Source organism: Microlunatus soli, assembly GCF_900105385.1.
Classification (GTDB): domain Bacteria; phylum Actinomycetota; class Actinomycetes; order Propionibacteriales; family Propionibacteriaceae; genus Microlunatus; species Microlunatus soli.
The window spans coordinates 5,594,539-5,610,962 of the sequence record NZ_LT629772.1; the positions used below are offsets into that span (position 1 = coordinate 5,594,539).

15 protein-coding genes are annotated in these 16,424 nt (G+C 66.3%); 7 read left to right on the plus strand and 8 right to left on the minus strand.

Going from position 1 to position 16,424, the window contains the following annotated elements; translation table 11 throughout:
• Positions 1 to 46 precede the first annotated feature (46 nt).
• From BLU38_RS25650 to BLU38_RS25660, 3 genes are read left to right on the plus strand one after another with little or no spacing between them, the layout of a single operon-like run.
• The gene (locus tag BLU38_RS25650) at positions 47 to 1,363 is read left to right on the plus strand and encodes an ABC transporter substrate-binding protein (protein ID WP_091528899.1); all 1,317 of its coding nucleotides are present in this window, start codon (positions 47 to 49) and stop codon (positions 1,361 to 1,363) included.
• Entirely contained in the window at positions 1,353 to 2,312 is a 960-nt protein-coding gene (locus BLU38_RS25655) for a carbohydrate ABC transporter permease (RefSeq protein WP_091528902.1), read from the plus strand. Before BLU38_RS25650 ends, BLU38_RS25655 begins: the two co-directional genes overlap by 11 nt.
• Positions 2,309 to 3,145 carry a carbohydrate ABC transporter permease gene (locus BLU38_RS25660; protein ID WP_197679862.1) on the plus strand — a complete coding sequence of 279 codons (837 nt, stop codon included), beginning with the start codon at positions 2,309 to 2,311 and terminating at the stop codon, positions 3,143 to 3,145. The genes BLU38_RS25655 and BLU38_RS25660 overlap by 4 nt, the downstream gene beginning before the upstream one ends.
• A 28-nt stretch (positions 3,146 to 3,173) precedes the next feature.
• On the opposite strand, the gene BLU38_RS25665 is transcribed toward BLU38_RS25660, so the two are convergent.
• From BLU38_RS25665 to BLU38_RS25685, 5 genes are read right to left on the minus strand one after another with little or no spacing between them, the layout of a single operon-like run.
• Positions 3,174 to 4,643 carry a C45 family peptidase gene (locus BLU38_RS25665; RefSeq protein ID WP_091528905.1) on the minus strand — a complete coding sequence of 490 codons (1,470 nt, stop codon included), beginning with the start codon at positions 4,641 to 4,643 and terminating at the stop codon, positions 3,174 to 3,176.
• A gap of 18 nt (positions 4,644 to 4,661) precedes the next feature.
• A complete protein-coding gene (locus tag BLU38_RS25670; RefSeq protein ID WP_091533142.1) occupies positions 4,662 to 5,069 on the minus strand; it encodes a universal stress protein in 408 nt (135 codons plus the stop codon).
• A gap of 5 nt (positions 5,070 to 5,074) precedes the next feature.
• Entirely contained in the window at positions 5,075 to 5,902 is an 828-nt protein-coding gene (locus tag BLU38_RS25675) for an ATP-binding cassette domain-containing protein (protein ID WP_197679863.1), read from the minus strand.
• Positions 5,902 to 6,924 (minus strand): ABC transporter permease, encoded by a 1,023-nt coding sequence (locus BLU38_RS25680; protein WP_091528911.1) that lies wholly within the window; start codon positions 6,922 to 6,924, stop codon positions 5,902 to 5,904. The genes BLU38_RS25675 and BLU38_RS25680 overlap by 1 nt, the downstream gene beginning before the upstream one ends.
• A 23-nt stretch (positions 6,925 to 6,947) precedes the next feature.
• The gene (locus BLU38_RS25685) at positions 6,948 to 8,072 is read right to left on the minus strand and encodes a substrate-binding domain-containing protein (protein WP_091528914.1); all 1,125 of its coding nucleotides are present in this window, start codon (positions 8,070 to 8,072) and stop codon (positions 6,948 to 6,950) included.
• Positions 8,073 to 8,504: 432 nt separating this feature from the next.
• Here BLU38_RS25685 and BLU38_RS25690 point away from each other — a divergent pair, with 432 nt between their 5' ends.
• The 3 genes from BLU38_RS25690 to ilvC all read left to right on the plus strand — a co-directional run bounded on the left by BLU38_RS25690 (position 8,505) and on the right by ilvC (position 11,925).
• Positions 8,505 to 10,268, plus strand: coding sequence for an acetolactate synthase large subunit (locus BLU38_RS25690; RefSeq protein WP_091528916.1), 1,764 nt, complete (start codon positions 8,505 to 8,507; stop codon positions 10,266 to 10,268).
• The gene (gene ilvN / locus BLU38_RS25695) at positions 10,265 to 10,798 is read left to right on the plus strand and encodes an acetolactate synthase small subunit (RefSeq protein ID WP_091528918.1); all 534 of its coding nucleotides are present in this window, start codon (positions 10,265 to 10,267) and stop codon (positions 10,796 to 10,798) included. The genes BLU38_RS25690 and ilvN overlap by 4 nt, the downstream gene beginning before the upstream one ends.
• Positions 10,799 to 10,881: 83 nt before the next feature.
• Positions 10,882 to 11,925: a ketol-acid reductoisomerase gene (gene ilvC, locus BLU38_RS25700; RefSeq protein ID WP_407939625.1), complete on the plus strand. Its 1,044-nt coding sequence runs from the start codon at positions 10,882 to 10,884 to the stop codon at positions 11,923 to 11,925.
• Between the two features lie 96 nt (positions 11,926 to 12,021).
• Here ilvC and BLU38_RS25705 read toward each other — a convergent pair whose 3' ends face one another.
• Positions 12,022 to 12,561, minus strand: a complete 540-nt coding sequence (locus BLU38_RS25705; protein WP_091528923.1) for a hypothetical protein — start codon at positions 12,559 to 12,561, stop codon at positions 12,022 to 12,024.
• A 151-nt stretch (positions 12,562 to 12,712) separates the two neighbouring features.
• On the minus strand, positions 12,713 to 13,276 hold the full coding sequence (locus BLU38_RS25710; RefSeq protein ID WP_091528925.1) for an O-methyltransferase: 564 nt from the start codon (positions 13,274 to 13,276) through the stop codon (positions 12,713 to 12,715).
• A gap of 323 nt (positions 13,277 to 13,599) precedes the next feature.
• Between BLU38_RS25710 and BLU38_RS25715 the strand changes: the two genes are divergently transcribed.
• On the plus strand, positions 13,600 to 14,889 hold the full coding sequence (locus tag BLU38_RS25715) for a sulfatase family protein (RefSeq protein ID WP_197679864.1): 1,290 nt from the start codon (positions 13,600 to 13,602) through the stop codon (positions 14,887 to 14,889).
• 413 nt (positions 14,890 to 15,302) lie between these two features.
• On the opposite strand, the gene BLU38_RS25720 is transcribed toward BLU38_RS25715, so the two are convergent.
• The gene (locus BLU38_RS25720; RefSeq protein ID WP_231920038.1) at positions 15,303 to 16,388 is read right to left on the minus strand and encodes a 3-isopropylmalate dehydrogenase; all 1,086 of its coding nucleotides are present in this window, start codon (positions 16,386 to 16,388) and stop codon (positions 15,303 to 15,305) included.
• Positions 16,389 to 16,424: the final 36 nt, after the last annotated feature.

The following is a 16,424-nucleotide window of genomic DNA, read 5'->3' on the forward strand; positions in this document are numbered from 1 at the left end:
AACAGACCGCGAACGCGCTGCGCGTTCGTCTCAGTGAGGAGACATCATGACCGGAGGAATCACGAATTCGTCGGCCTTCAACCGACGGGCGATGCTGGGTGGCGCGGCGGCCGCGGTGAGCGTGGGACTGCTGCCGTTCTCCGTCGCCGGCTGCGCTCCCGGCTCGGGAAACAGGATCCGGGCCTATTGGTGGGGCGACAATGCGCTGAACAAGGCCGTGCGGACGGTGTTGTCCGGATACGCCGACAGCCATGGTCTCGCGGTGTCGACCGAATCCGCACCGTTCGACGGCTATTGGGACAAGCTGGCGACCCAGACCGGTGGTGGCAACCCGCCGGATCTGATCATGATGAGTGCCAGCTACCTGCCGGAGTACGCCTCCAAGAAGACACTGCTCGCCCTGGACGACCACGTCGGAAAGGGAACCGACACCGCATCACTGGACACGGCGGCACTGGACGAGGGATTGACCGAGTTCGGCAGTGTGGACGGCAAGCTGTACGCCGTCGTCGCCGCAACCAACGCTCTCGGCCTGGTGACCGATCACGACGCGCTGGCCGGCCTCGGCCTGAAGGACCCGACCGACGCGATGGACTGGGATGCACTGGGTTCGCTGGCGACCAAGATCAACAAGTTGTCCTCGGGCAAGGTCTACGGGCTGCAGGATTCCGGTGGCGATCTGGTGGCGTTCACCGTCTGGCTGCGTCAGCAGGGCACCGAACTGTTCGACGACGACGGCAAGCTGGCGGCATCCCGGCAGCAGTTCGCCGGTTGGCTCGCCTGGTGGCAACGGATGCGCGAGCAGGGCGGCGTGATGCCGGCAAAGCTCACCGCCCAGGGCAGCGGCGAGATCAGTACCTCCGGTCTGGTCACCAAGAAGGCGGCCATGGGGATCGCCTGGACCCAGGATTTCGTCTCGCTCAGTGGTCTGGTCGACGACGACCTGCGGATCACGCTGTTGCCGTCGGCGGGGGAGGAGGAGGGCAACTGGATCAATGCCGCCAGCCTGTGGTCGGCGTCGGCCGATACCAAGCACTCCGACGACGTGGTGGGGCTGATCAACCATCTGGTCACCTCCGAGGAATCGGCACGCACGCTGAAGACCGTCCTCGGCGGCCCGCCCACCGAGCAGGCTCGCAAGATCGTCGCTCCGACACTCGACGGCCCGGACAAGGCGGCGATCGAGTTCATGCAGGCGATCACCGAACACTCTCGGCCGCTCAACCGGCTCTGGCCACCGGCCTTCACCGTGCTGCGGACCGAGTTCACCCGGATCAACGAGTCGATCGGCTTCGGCAAGACCTCGGTACAGAAGGGAGTCTCCGATTTCTTCGCAGCTGCAGCCAAGAACGATGCCGCCTGACCACGACCGGATCACTCGACCCCGACCCGGAGCGCCTCGGAGTGGTCATGAGAGGAGACGTCGGGACAATCGTGCCGGCTACGTCTTCCTGCTGCCCTGGTTGTGCGGGTTCTTCCTCCTGGTCGCCGGGCCGGTCCTCGCCTCGGCCTACCTGTCGCTGACCGACTTCTCGCTGCTGACCAGCCCGAACTTCATCGGGCTGCGGAACTACGTCATCGCCTTCACCGACGATCCGCGGCTGATCACGTCGCTGGTGGTGACATCGATCTACGTCGTCGTCTCGGTCCCGGTCCGGCTGGCCGTCGCACTCGCCGTCGCGGTGCTGGTCAATCGGCTGACCGTCGGCTCGGCCTTCTTCAAGGCGGCGCTGTACGTCCCGTCGTTGCTCGGCGGCAGTGTGGCGGTCGCGGTGCTCTGGCGGCAGGTGTTCGGCGCGGACGGGATGGTCAACCGGCTGCTCGGCGTCGTCGGCGTCGACCATCCGCCGGCCTGGGTCTCCGAGCCGCAGTACGCGTTGGGCACGATCATCATCCTGGCCGCCTGGCAGTTCGGATCACCGATGATCATCTTCCTGGCCGCGCTGCGTCAGGTTCCGGCCGAGATCGGTGAGGCCGCCAGTGTCGACGGCGCCGGTGGTGCCCGGCGGTTCTTCGCGATCACGCTGCCGCTGCTGACCCCGATCATCTTCTTCAACACCGTGATGCAGGTGATCGTCGCCTTCCAGGCGTTCACGCCTGCCTACGTGATCAGCAACGGCAGCGGCGGTCCGGTCGACTCGACGCTGTTCTACTCGTTGTACCTGTACCAGCAGGGATTCGGCGAGTTCCGGATGGGCTACGCCTCGGCGATGGCCTGGATCATGCTCGGCATCGTCGGACTGGTCACCGGACTGCTGTTCGCCAGCTCCCGGTTCTGGGTCTTCTACACCGACACCCAGGAGGCACGATGACCAGCACCTCACGCGGCCGGCTGGTCAGCTACGGAGTCGTCACCCTGATCACTCTGGTGATGGTGTATCCGCTGCTCTGGCTGCTCGGTTCGTCGTTCAAGCCCGACCAGGACATCTTCACCAGCGCCTCGGCGCTGCCGCTGCACCCGACGGCGGACAACTACCGTACGGGCTGGTCGGCCGGCGACGTCAGTTTTGGTCAGTACATGATCAACTCGTTGATGGTCTGCCTGCTCTGTGCACTCGGCAACGTGGTGTCCTGTTCACTGGCCGCCTTCGCCTTCGCTCGGATCCGATTCGCCGGCCGGAGGGTCTGGTTCGGCCTGATGATGGGCAGCATCATGTTGCCCGGGCACGTGCTGCTGGTCCCGCAGTACTTCATGTTCAACACGCTCGGGTGGATCGGCAGCTACCTGCCGTTGATCATCCCGAAGTTCCTGGCCACCGATGCCTTCTTCGTCTTCCTGATGGTGCAGTTCATCCGCGGCCTGCCCGCCGAGCTGGACGAGGCCGCCGAGTTGGACGGCTGCGGCCGCTATGCCACGTTCGCTCGGATCGTGCTACCGCTGACCGGCCCGGCCATCGTCACCACCGCGGTGTTCAGCTTCATCTGGACCTATGAGGATTTCCTGACACCGTTGATCTATCTCAACGACTCCTTCACCTACACCGTGCCGATCGGCCTGAACATGTTCATCCAGGGGCTCGGTCAGTCCTCCTACGGTCAGATGCTGGCGATGTCGGTGGTATCGCTGGCACCGGTGATCATCTTCTTCCTGCTCTTCCAGCGCCAATTACTGAACGGCATCGCGACCACCGGGATGAAGGGATGAGACGAATCGGTCGGGTGACGCCACGGACTCAGTCGGCGAAGTCGGCCAGCAGTCGGTCCACGGCAGCCTGTGCCGCCGCTGCGCAGCGACGGGTCAGATGCTGCCAGTCCTCGGCAGGCGCGCCGCGTGACTCCAGCTCCGCCGCATCGGCGAGGAATCGGTCCTGCAACGGGTCGAGGATCTCGCGTACGCGTGGTTGCCGGTCGGCATACCGGGTCCCGTCCGGGTTGCCGCAGACGGCTTCCAGCAGCAGGGCGAAGGTCCACCAGTAGGACCCGGGTGCCGGACCGTCGACCGAGGCTAGCTCCGGATTCGGGCCGGTCCCGGAGGCCGATCCGGCCGTGCCGAGCGCCGGCGGCGGATCGGTGCCGACCGCGATCGGCAGGTAGACACTCGTGCACGGCGTCGTCGGCGCCCACCACCAATAGGGCGTCGGCGCACCCGGCACGGCGATCACCGAGGCTGCCGTGTTGCCCCAGGTGAACCCGGCCGGACTGTCATGCATGCAGAGCGTGAGGAAATCCGGCCGCGCAGCATTGAAGGCCGGACCGTCGAGGAAGCTGCCCTCGTAGTGGTCGGCGAGCACGCTGTGGGCAGTCTCCCAGTCGACGCCTCCGGCGGTCATTCCGTCGGCCAGCAACTGCCGGGACCGTTGCAGCCGGATCTGCGAGAGCTGCAACGGCGTGCCCGGATCGGTGACCGCTTCGGCGAAGTCCCAAACATCCGGGCCCGCGCAGTCCTGGACCGAACTGTCGGCCCGATCTCGGCCGGGCCACCCGAGGGACTCGGCCCGCTCGATCAACCCGTCGGCCAGCCGGCTCCAGTCGGTCCGGATGGTCGGCTGATTGGACAGTGCCGCGATGCCGGTCTCAACCCGGCGGATCGCCCAGTCCCGACCACTGGTCTCCAGCAGGAACGCCCGGTCGGCATCGGCCACGACGTAGGAGTTGTCGTAGGCAGCGGCGGCGCGGTCGGTTGAGATCGTGCCGGCCGCCCACTGGCCGTATCGGCGCAACAGTCCGATGATCACCTCGACGGCCTCCTCGGCAGAACCGCCGCGCTCCAGCCCGAGCCGCAGCAGTTCCATCCCGAGCAGGCCAGGGGACGGGCGCGTGACGCCGGTGGCGATCGCCGTTCGATCTGCCTGTGCGGTCGAGGCCAGGTCCCGGGTGAACAGCGCCTCGTTGCCGATCACGACACCGCGGCTGTTCAGCCCGATCTCGTGACCCCAACACCAGTACGGCCCGGACCCGAGGTGCTCGAAGGTCGGCACGGCGTCGTCGATCCGACAGTAGGCGAGCTGCAACACGCCGTTGCCCTGTCGGGCCGGGAATCGTCGTACCGGTTGGGTTTCGCGAGCCGGCCGATCACTGTTCTTGCCGAACAGCAGACGCCCGTCCCGGGTCGCGTCGGGTAGTGCGACGAAGGTGTCGCAACTCCACGGTCGGCGCGCCGGGTCCGGGTCCGGCGATTCGGGAACCGTCCTGTGCTCCGACATCAGACTGCCCGCGATCTGCTACTCGAGATAACGCTGATCGGGCTTGACGGTCAGCACCGGGCAACCGGCGTCCATCAGGATCGCCTGTGCGGTGCTGCCGGTGATCATCTTGCCGACCGGACTGCGTCGCCGCAGGCCGATCACGATCAGACCGGCGTCGGTCTGTCGGGCCGCGTCCAGGATGACGTCGGCTGCCGAGTCACTGCCGGCCGCCTGCCGCACCTCATGATCGACTCCGGCGTCGTTCAGCTCGGTGTCGATCGCGTCCAGGTCCTGGGAGGAGGCGAAATGCGCGGTGGCGTTGTTGCCGTGATGGCCGGTGTTGACCACCACCAGCCGATGTCCGAGCCCGGCGGCCAGTTCGCGGGCGTGTTCGAAGGCCGCGGTGCCCTCCGGCGTCGGGATGTATCCGACAACGATGTTCATGATCATCAACCTCGCTGGTGCCACTCGTCGGGGGACAGGGTCTTGGCGCCGGTCATGATCGCGACGGCGTCCTCCATGCTGTGCGACTGGGGAGTGATCACTCCGGCCATCCCGCCGAGTCGTTGGATGTGGATCCGGTCGGCGGTCTCGAAGACGTTCGGCATGTTGTGGCTGATCAGGATCACCCCGAGGCCGCGGTCCCGCAGGTCGCGGACCAGCTTCAGCACCTGGCCCGTCTCCCGGACGCCCAGCGCGGCCGTCGGCTCGTCCAGGATCACCACCTTGCTGCCGAACGCTCCGGCCCGGGCGACGGCGACGACCTGGCGCTGTCCGCCGGACAGCGTCTCCACGGCCTGGTCGATGTTCTGCAGGGTGGTGATCCCGAGCTCGGAGATGAACTGCTTGGCCTGTTCCCGCATCGCCGGCTTGTCCACCATCCGCAGCACCGATCCGAGCACACCACGGCGCCGGATCTCCCGGCCCAGGAACATGTTGCTGGCGATGTCGAGTGCCGGAGCGACGGCAAGATTCTGATAGACCGTCTCGACACCAGCCTCACGGGCGTCCTGGGTGCTGCCGAAGCTGACCGTGCGGTCGTCGATCCGGATCGTCCCCTGATCCGGCGTCAATGCCCCGGACAGGCATTTGATCAAGGTCGACTTGCCGGCGCCGTTGTCGCCGATCACTGCCAGCACCTCGCCGGGGTAGAGGTCGACGTCGACGCCGCGCAGCCCGACCACCCGGCCGAACAGCTTCACCAGGCCACGAGCCTGCAGCACCGGTTCGTCGCCGGCAACCTCCGCGGCATGCTGCGGTTTGGTCTCTGTGGTCATCAGCCCCGCACCCTTCTGATCCATTGATCGATCGCCACCGCCAGGATGACCAGGATGCCGGTGGCCAGCACCTGGTAGTTCGGGTCGACGCCGGCCAACGCCAGACCACTGTTGAACGTCTGCACGATCAACGCTCCGATCAGGGTGCCGACCACCGAGCCACGCCCGCCGAACAGGCTGGTGCCGCCGATCACCACGGCAGTGATCGACAACAGGTTGTAGTTCAGACCGGCGTTCGGGTCCGCGCCGCCGACCCGGCCACAGACGATCCAGGCCGCGATGCCGACACAGACACCGGCGACGACGTAGGCGCTGAACAGCAGTTTGCGGGTCGAGATGCCGGCCAGTTGGGCCGCCTCGCGATCGTCACCGGTGGCGTACAGGTGACGACCCCAGGCGGAGTTGCGGAGCACGAAGCCGAGGATCAAGAAGACCGCCAGCATCAAGATCACGCCCCAGGTCACACTCACCGGACCGATCGTGAAACTCGACCCGGTGATCAACAGGAACGCATCCGGATCCAGTGACACCGTCTGGCCCTGGGCGTACAGCAGGGAGAGCGCGGTAAAGATCGAGAAGGTGCCGAGGGTGACGATGAACGGCGGCAGGTTGATCCGGGTGACCAGGAAACCATTCAGCAGGCCGGTCAGGATGGCTACCGCGATCCCGATCAGCAAGGCGAGGATCCCCGGCGTCCCGCTGAAGCTCAGCTTGGCCATCACCAGTGAGGCCAACACCATTGCCATCCCGATCGACAGGTCGACGCCGGCCGTCAGGATGATCAAGGTCTGGCCGGCGGCCAAGGTGCCGACCACCGCCATCTGTTGGACCAGCAGTGACAGCGCCTCCGGGCGGAGGAAGCCCTGGGAGACGATTCCGAAGACGATGATCGCCACGATCAACACGATCAACGGACTGAGCGCAGGGTTGCCGTGCAACAGATGTTGGACGCGTTCCAGCGGACTTCGCCGTCGGCTCAGCAGGTCCTCGACGCTGGCCGGATTGCTCACCTCGGTAGTCATCGCATTCCTTTCACCAGCAGATCTCACCAGCAGATTTTGGAGGCCTCGTCGGGCGTCTGGCTCTTCACGCCGGGCACCGGATCGGCGGTGGCCAACGCGGTCCCGGTGTCGTAGAAGTCCTTGCCCTTGGTCTTGGCCGGCGGTGCGCCGCCCCGGGCGATCTTGGCGATCGCGTCCACCCCGAGCTCGGCCATCTTGCCCGGATACTGGGTGGCGTCGGCGTCGAAGACACCACTGCGGACCAGGTCGATGCCGTCACAGCTTCCGTCGATCACGACCAGCATCACGTCCTTCTCCTTGCCGGCCGCCTTGAGCGCGGCGTAGGCGCCCTGGCCGGCAGGCTCGTTCATCGCATAGACCACGTTGATGTCGGAGTTGGCCGACAGGCATTGCTCCATCGCCTGCCGGCCGCCGTCGATGGCGCCGGTCGTCGGCCGGTGGCAGGCGATCTGATACTGCCCGCCCTTGCCTCCGGTGTACTTGCCCTTCTTGGGTTCCAGTCCGTTCTGTTTGCTGCGGTCGTTGGGGATGCCCATGCCGTCCAGGAAGCCGTGATCACGTTCGGTGTCGACCGCCACCACCTGGTCGTTGTAGAGGTCGAGCATCGCGATCGTCGCCTTCTTGCCGTTCAGCTTGGCCGCGGCGTACTTGCCGATCAGCTGCCCGGCCTGATGGTTGTCGGTGGCGAACGTGTTGTCCGCGGTCTCCACCGGCGTCAGCGGGGTGTCCAGGGCACTGACGTACAGTCCGGACTCCTTCGCCTGCCGCAACGCGGCGTTGATCGAGTTGCCGTTGCTGGTGACCAGGATTCCTTTGTCGCCGCGCGCGATCGCGGTGTAGATCTGGTTGATCTGGTTCTGGGTGTCGCCGTCCTGGGTGCCGGCCGCGACCGACAGCTTGACGCCCTGCCGATGTGCTTCCTCCAGCGCCGCCTTCTTCATGGCCACGAAGTAGGGGTTGGTCTGGGTCTTCAAGATCAACGAGACACCCGGGCGTTTGTCCGCAGCGCCGCAGGCGGCGAGCAGGCAGCAGACCAATCCCGCCGCGATCGCGGCCAGCAGCCGAGGTCGGGCCGCGGACCGCCCGGCCGGTCGGTGCGGCCGCGTCGTCGCGCTCCGCCGATGCGACCGCCACTGCGGTGTCGCCATAGGCCTCCGATCATCGATGAACGGGTGCGAGTCGTGCAGGTCGTGCGGATCACGACGTCCTCAGTCGTATCCCCGACGGACCCCGGCGTCAAGCGCGGCATGCTGAGCGACACCCAGCCGTGATGAATCCCGCGACCAGGATTGATCCACGGCTGAGGCTGTGCTCAGTCTTCGGTCCCGGCTACCCGCATCCGCGACCGGTATCCGGATGTCAAGACGGGCCGTCTTGGTGGTTGACATTGTCGGGCTGTTGGAGGATCGTTGCATCCGTGCGTTTCGCGTTCGAGCTTCTCGTAATCGAAAAGCGTGTCGACTGAGCATCACAGCTCACCTCGTCGACACGCTCCCTCGTCTGCCACCCGGCGGCGGGGGTTTTTTGTTGCATGAGCACGATCACGACGCACGTCGTCCAGCACAAGTCAGGAGAAAGAGATGGCTGAGGAGCGGTCAGACGCCACGCCCGCCGATGCGGGCCTGACCGGAGCGCAAGCACTGGTTCGTTCACTCGAGCGGGTCGGTGCCGACGTCGTATTCGGGATCCCCGGGGGAGCGATCCTCCCCGCCTACGACCCGTTGTACGACTCCGATGCTGTCCGGCACATCCTCGTCCGCCACGAGCAGGGCGCAGGACATGCCGCCGAGGGGTACGCCATGGTCACCGGCAAGGTCGGTGTCTGCATGGCCACCTCAGGCCCAGGGGCGACCAACCTGGTGACCGCGATCGCCGACGCGTATATGGATTCGGTTCCGATCGTGGCGATCACCGGGCAGGTGGCCTCCGGGTCGATCGGCACCGACGCCTTCCAGGAAGCCGACATCACCGGCATCACCATGCCGATCACCAAGCACAGCTTCCTGGTCAAGACCGCCGCCGACGTGCCGCACGCGATCGCGGCGGCGTTCCACATCGCGGCCACCGGACGGCCCGGTCCGGTGCTGGTCGACATCACCAAGGACGCGTTGCAGGGCACCGCACCCTTCCAGTGGCCCAAGCGGGTCGAGCTGCCGGGATACCGCCCGGTGACCAAGCCGCACGCCAAGCAGATCCGGGAGGCCGCCAAGCTGATCGCGGCCTCGGAACGCCCGGTGCTCTACGTCGGCGGCGGCACCGTCAAGGCGCACGCCGGCGAGCAACTGCGCCAGCTGGTCGAGGCGACCGGTATCCCGGTGATCACCACGCTGATGGCCCGGGGCGTCTTCCCCGACAGCCATCCGCTGAATTACGGGATGCCCGGGATGCACGGCACGGTGGCGGCGGTCGGTGCGCTGCAGCGCAGCGACCTGTTGATCTCGCTGGGCGCCCGGTTCGACGATCGGGTGACCGGTCAGTTGTCCAGCTTCGCCCCTGAGGCGAAGGTCATCCACGCCGACATCGACCCCGCCGAGATCAGCAAGAACCGGACGGCCGACGTGCCGATCGTCGGTGACTGTGCCGAAGTGATCACCGAGCTGACCTCGGCGTTGCAGACCACCCAGCTGCCGGACTTCCTGGGCTGGAAGGCATACCTGGACAGCCTGCAGAGCCGTTACCCGACAGGGTATGACGAGCCGGAGGACGGCTCGCTGTCTCCGCAGCACGTGATCAAGCGGATCGGTGAGCTGACCGGACCGGACGCCTACTACGTGACCGGCGTCGGTCAGCACCAGATGTGGTCGGCCCATTTCCTGCCCTTCGAGAAGCAGGGCCACTGGCTCAACTCCGGCGGTGCCGGGACGATGGGCTACGGCGTGCCGGCCGCGATGGGCGCCAAGGTCGGACAACCCGACTCGGTGGTCTGGTGCATCGACGGCGACGGCTGCTTCCAGATGACCAACCAGGAGCTCGTCACCTGCGCCCTGGAAGGGATCCCGGTCAAGATCGCGGTGATCAACAACCAGAGCCTGGGCATGGTCCGGCAGTGGCAGACGCTGTTCTATCAGGGCCGCTACTCCAACACCGACTTGAAGACCAATCGGGTCCCGGACTTCCAGAAGCTCGCCGAGGCGATGGGCTGTGTCGGGCTGCGTGCCGAGACGCCGGCCGACGTCGACTCCGTGATCGACAAGGCGCTCAGCATCAACGACGCCCCGGTGGTGGTCGAATTCGTCGTCCACAAGGACGCGATGGTGTGGCCGATGGTTCCTGCCGGGACCAGCAATGACGCGATCAAGATCGCCCGTGATCTTGCTCCGAACTGGGAAGGGGAAGAGCTGTGACCGCCCGTACCTTGTCGGTGCTCGTGGAGAACAAGCCCGGCGTCCTGGCTCGGATCTCCGGCCTGTTCTCCCGTCGCGGCTACAACATCGATTCGCTCGCCGTCGGACCCACCGAACATCCCGAGGTCTCCCGGATCACGATCGCGACCAGCGTCGACGACGCTGTCCTGGAGCAGCTCACCAAGCAGCTCAACAAGCTCGTCGAGGTGCTCAAGATCGTCGAGCTGGAGCCGGACTCGGTGCGCCGCGAACTGATCTTGGTCAAGGTCCGTGCGGATCAGTCGATCCGCGGTCAGGTGCTCGAGATCGTGCAACTCTTCAAGGCCAAATCGGTCGATGTCAGTGCCGACACGATCACCATTCAGGCCACCGGTAACCCGGACAAACTGAACTCGCTGCTGGAGATGCTGGAACCGTACGGCATCCGAGAGCTGGTCCAGTCCGGTCTGGTGGCGCTGGGACGCGGCAGTCGGTCGATCACCGATCGTGCGCCCAGGACCGAACGCAGCAAGGCCATCCGCGCGGTCTAGACCCACCGGTCTACGATGCGGCAGGGGAGTCGACCCGGGTCGACCCCACCGGCACCACCACAGAGCACCATCGAAATCAGGAGTTGGAAGACAAAGTGCCCGCAGAAATGTTCTACGACGATGACGCCGACCTGTCGATCATCCAAGGTCGCAACGTAGCCATCCTCGGCTTCGGCAGCCAGGGACACGCCCACGCGTTGTCGCTGCGTGACTCCGGCGTTGACGTCCGGGTCGGCCTGCCGGAGACCAGCAAGAGCCGCGCCAAGGCCGAGGCCCAGGGCCTGCGGGTCGTGACCCCGTTCGAGGCCTGTGAGGAAGCGGACCTGATCATGGTCCTCACTCCCGATCCGAGCCAGCGCAAGGTGTACGAGGAGGCCATCGCGCCGAACCTCGTCCCGGGTGATGCGCTGTTCTTCAGCCACGGCTTCAACATCCGCTACGACTACATCAAGCCCCCGGAGGGCGTCGACGTCTGCATGGTCGCTCCGAAGGGCCCGGGGCACCTGGTCCGTCGTGAGTACGCCGAGGGGCGCGGTGTCCCGGTGCTGGTCGCTGTCGAGCAGGACGGCACCGGCAAGGCCTGGGACGTCGCATTGTCCTACGCCAAGGGCATCGGGGGCCTGCGGGCCGGTGGCATCAAGACCACCTTCACCGAGGAGACCGAGACCGACCTGTTCGGTGAGCAGGCCGTGCTCTGCGGCGGCGCCAGCGCGCTGATCCAGGCCGGCTTCGAAACCCTCACCGATGCCGGCTACCAGCCGGAGGTCGCCTACTTCGAGTGCCTGCACGAGCTCAAGCTGATCGTCGACCTGATGTACGAGGGCGGCATCGCCAAACAGCGCTGGAGCATCTCCGACACCGCCGAGTACGGCGACTACGTGTCCGGACCGCGGGTCATCGACGATCACGTCAAGGAGTCGATGAAGGGCATCCTCGCCGACATCCAGGACGGCACCTTCGCCAAGCGGTTCATCGACGATCAGGATGCCGGTGCACCGGAGTTCAAGAAGTTCCGGGAGACCGCCGAGAAGCACCCGATCGAGAAGGTCGGCAAGGACCTCCGCGATCTGATGGCCTGGGTCAAGAGCCACGACGACGATTACGTCGAGGGCTCCGCCGCCCGCTGACCCCACCCACCCATAACCCGCCGACCCGTCACTTCCTCCCGCATTTTGCGGCGTGTCTGAGGAGGAAGTGACGGGTCGGCGGGGTTTGGGGCAGGGTTATCGGGATTCCTCGTGGATGCCGACCACCATGGTGCCGTCCTTGCGGATCCCGGTGGTGACCTCGTACAGGGTGTCACTGAACTTGCTCGACGAGCTGCTCAGCGTTGCGTCGTTGGCGCGGGTGCAGACACCGGACAGGCCGGTGGTGTCGAGTTGGGTCGGATGGCCGGACTGACACGTTCCGAAGGTCCGGTTGATGGCGGCCGAGGTCTTGGGCCGATCCTGTTTGGGCACGGCCACCACGGCGTCGAGGGTGAAGTCGTGGGTGGCTCGGTAGTGCGAGCTCAGCACCGTCGTGCTGGACGGGAGAGAGATGTCACCCCACCAGCGGATGTCTTCGACCGTGACGTCGTCGCAGTGATAGCCGGCGATGTCGTTGGTGCAGGTCGAACCGCGCTCGGTCTGGAAAGAGAAGTACGGAACTCCCCAGTCGCCGGCGTAGCGACTCAAGATCACGAACGGGATCGCCGCCAACACGATCATCACGCCGATCCCGATCAGGATCCGACGCCCCCGATGTCTCCGCTGCCGTGCCACCCCCGCAGCATGCCATGATCGCGGCCCGGAGTGCACGCTCGACATCCGTCATCGGGGAGCACGATCAGCTCGATGAACTCCCGAGCTTGTCGAAACGGCAGCGGCCGCACTCGGGATCGGCACGATCCTTCGCCCGGCCGCAGCGCTCCGTTCAGCGCTTGACGGCGATGATCACCGAGGTGTCGGCGGCAACCATCACATCGACGCTGGTGAAGCGATCGTCGGTCAGCCATTCCTGTCGGAGTTGATCAACGCGGCCGGAGTCCATCGGCGGCCAGCTGCTGGACGGGGTGAAGTCGTCGAGCACGATCATGCCGCCGGTCTCCAGCATGTCCACGATCTGTTCGCGGGGGGAGTGCCGGGCGCTCTCGGCATCGATGAAGATCAACGAGAACGGCGCATGCTCGGCCAGGGTCGACCAGTCGGCATGCATCACGTCGATGTCATCGCCGGCAAACATCTCCATCACGCCGTGTGCCAGCTCGGGATCGAGCTCCGCGGTCAGCACCCGGGTGGATTTCGGGGCGCCGGTCCGCAGCCACGCTGCCCCGACTCCGCAGCCGGTCCCACACTCGGCCATCGTTCCTGTCCGGGTCGCGGCCAGGGTCGCGAGCAGCCGTCCCGTCTCGGTGCGCGATGCCATCACGTACCCGTGTTGCAGGGACATCTTCAGGGCACGGGTGACGATCTCGGGAAGGTTGGGTGGAGCGCTCACGGAACCAGTCTGGCATCGTCGGCGAATGCAGTCCAGGATACGAGACTCTGGTCCCACGATATGGCGGACAATTACTTGGACGTCCTAGTATCTCGGTTGTCAGCTTACCGTTTCGAGTGGGAATCGCGGCCATGTACGACTTGTATCCCGATAGTTGGGCCGGTGACGACGATCGTCGTCACCGGACCGTGGTCGAGCGCCCGCGGCGCCGTCCGCGTCGCAGCCATGCCACCGAGCCGGAGATCATTCGTGTACGCGAGGGGCATCGGCCGACCGAGCGTTGATCGCCTCCGCATGAGTGCACCGCACCAGGAGGACGTCCCATGACCATGCAGGCTCCGACGAGTCGTCCGAACATCGTCTACCTGCATTCGCACGACACCGGCCGGTACGTCGCACCCTACGGGCACGCGATGCCGACCCCGAACATCCAGCGACTCGCCGAGCAGGGGACCCTCTTCCGGCGAGCGTTCTCGGCCGCACCGACCTGTTCGCCGTCTCGGGCGGCTCTGTTCACCGGCAGCCACCCTCATCAGAACGGGATGCTCGGGCTGACCCACCGAGGCTTCGAGCTGAACGACGGAACCCAGCATCTGGTCGGGCTGCTGGGCGGAGCGGGTTACCGGACCGTGCTGGCGGGGTTGCAGCACATCTCCACCGACGTCGACCGGATCGGATACGACGAGGTCAGCACGGTGCAGAGTCATCGGGTCGAACACGTCGCGCCGGCAGCCGTGGATTTCGTCGATCGTGGCCTGTCCGAGCCGTTCTTCCTGGATGTCGGGTTCTTCGAGACCCACCGCCCCTTCCCGGCGCCGGACGGGGAGAATCCCGACTTTCTCGCGCCGCCGGTGCCGTTGCCCGACACCTCAGAGGTACGTACCGACATGGCCGGCTACCGCAGGAGTGTGCGCACCCTCGACGAGGGCATCGGTGCGGTACTGGATGCCTTGGAGGCCAACGGGCTGAGCGAACGGACCCTGGTGATCTGCACTACCGATCACGGCATCGCCTTCCCGCAGATGAAATGCAATCTGACCGATGCCGGGATCGGCGTGATGCTGATCATGCGTGGTCCCGGTGGCTTCACCGGAGGTGGTGTGGTCGACGCGATGGTGTCCCAGATCGACCTGCTGCCGACAGTTTGTGATCTTGCCGGCATCGAGCCGCCGGTCGGGCTGGCCGGCCACCCGCTGGGCCCGCTCGTCCGCGGTGAGACCGACGGCGTACACGACGAGATCTTCGCCGAGGTCAGCTATCACGCCGCGTACGAGCCGCAGCGCTGTGTCCGGACCGACCGGTGGAAGTACATCCGACGCTTCGACCATCGGGCCAGCCGGGTCTACCCCAACTGTGACGCCGGCCCCAGTAAAGCCCTTCTGGAGAAGGAGGGTTGGGACCAGCAGCCGCGCCCCGACGAGATGCTGTACGACCTGGTCTTCGATCCGAACGAGACCAACAACGTGATCGACGAACCGTACGCCGCAGCTCAGGCGACCGACCTGCGAGCCCGCCTGGACCGGTGGATGCAGGACACCGCCGACCCGTTGCTGCACGGCCCGGTCCCGGCTCCCGCCGGCGCCAAGATCGACAGCGCAGACAAGACCACATGAGGCCCAGACAAGTCCACAGGACAGCCGCGGAGACCGTCGAGCCTCGACTCGTGCGGAGAGTGGGTCGGGTCGTCCAGTCGCGGGCCGTGGTCGCCACGGCCGCGGCCCCGACGAGATCGAATCGCCGAGCGAGCCGGCGCGGCATGCGCCAGCGGTCGCGGACCCGCGGCGAGTCTCGCGAGCTGCCAAACGAGCGCGAATCGCAACCCCAGAACGCAACTCGCGGCACCCGACCGAGCCGGGAGGGCCCGGGACCGAGTCGGGGTGTGGCGGGCGTAAAGCGTATTCCGGGCGAGCCTGCGAGCCCGGAATCGCCCCGGGCGGGACTCGGTCCCGGGCCCTCCCGGCATCCACCGACCGGATTGCGAATCCAGCCCTTCGACAAGCTCAGGGCTCGGAGGTCCGCGCCGAGGTCAGACGGCGGATGCGATCGCGTCGCCGATGGCAGAGGTCGACCGCGACTCACCCGGAGTGCGACGCGAAATGTCTGCCAGGACGGCTTTTTCGACGCGGGCGGCTTGTTCGGCCATCCCCAGATGATCAAGCAACAGACCGACCGACAGGATCGTCGCGGTCGGATCGGCGACGCCCTTGCCGGCGATGTCGGGGGCGGAACCGTGCACCGGCTCGAACATCGACGGGTAGGCACCGGACGGGTTGATGTTGCCGCTGGCGGCCAGCCCGATGCCGCCGGTTACGGCACCGGCCAGATCGGTCACGATGTCGCCGAACAGGTTGTCGGTGACGATCACGTCGAACCGCGCGGGGTCGGTCGCCAGGAAGATCATCGCGGCGTCGACGTGCAGGTAGTCGGTGGTGACGTCGGGGTACTCGGCGGCGACCGACTCGAAGACCCGGTTCCACAGCCGGCCGGCGTTGACCAACACGTTGTGCTTGTGCACCAAGGTGATCTTGCCGCGCCGGCGGGCGGCGCGGGCGAAGGCATCGCGGACGACCCGCTCGACGCCGTACGCGGTGTTCACGCTGACTTCGGTGGCGATCTCGGCTGGAGTATCGGCGCGGACCACGCCGCCGTTGCCGACGTACAGGCCCTCGGTGCCCTCGCGGACGACGACGAAGTCGATCTCCTTGCCGCCGACGACGGCGTCGGACAGCGGACTCGCGATGCCGGGGAACAGCCGGCTCGGGCGCAGGTTCACGTAGTGGTCGAAGGCGAAGCGGATCTTCAGGATCAGGCCGCGTTCCAGGATGCCGCTGGGCATCGACTTGTCGCCGGGTGCAGCACCGACGGCGCCGAACAGGATCCCGTCGGCTCCGCTCAGCTCATCCAGCACCGAGTCCGGCAGCACCTCGCCGGTCCGCTTCCACCGCTCGGCACCAAGATCGTATTCGGTCAGGCTGAACGTGTCCGGAGCCACCGCCTGCAGGACCTTGAGGCCCTCGGCAACCACCTCCGGACCGATGCCGTCACCGCCGATGACGGCGAGATCCTTGCCCTGCTTCTGATTCTCCGCGCTGACCTGATTCTGACTGCTCACGGGGGCATCGTAGCCAGCAGGCCGGTCGACGCCAGC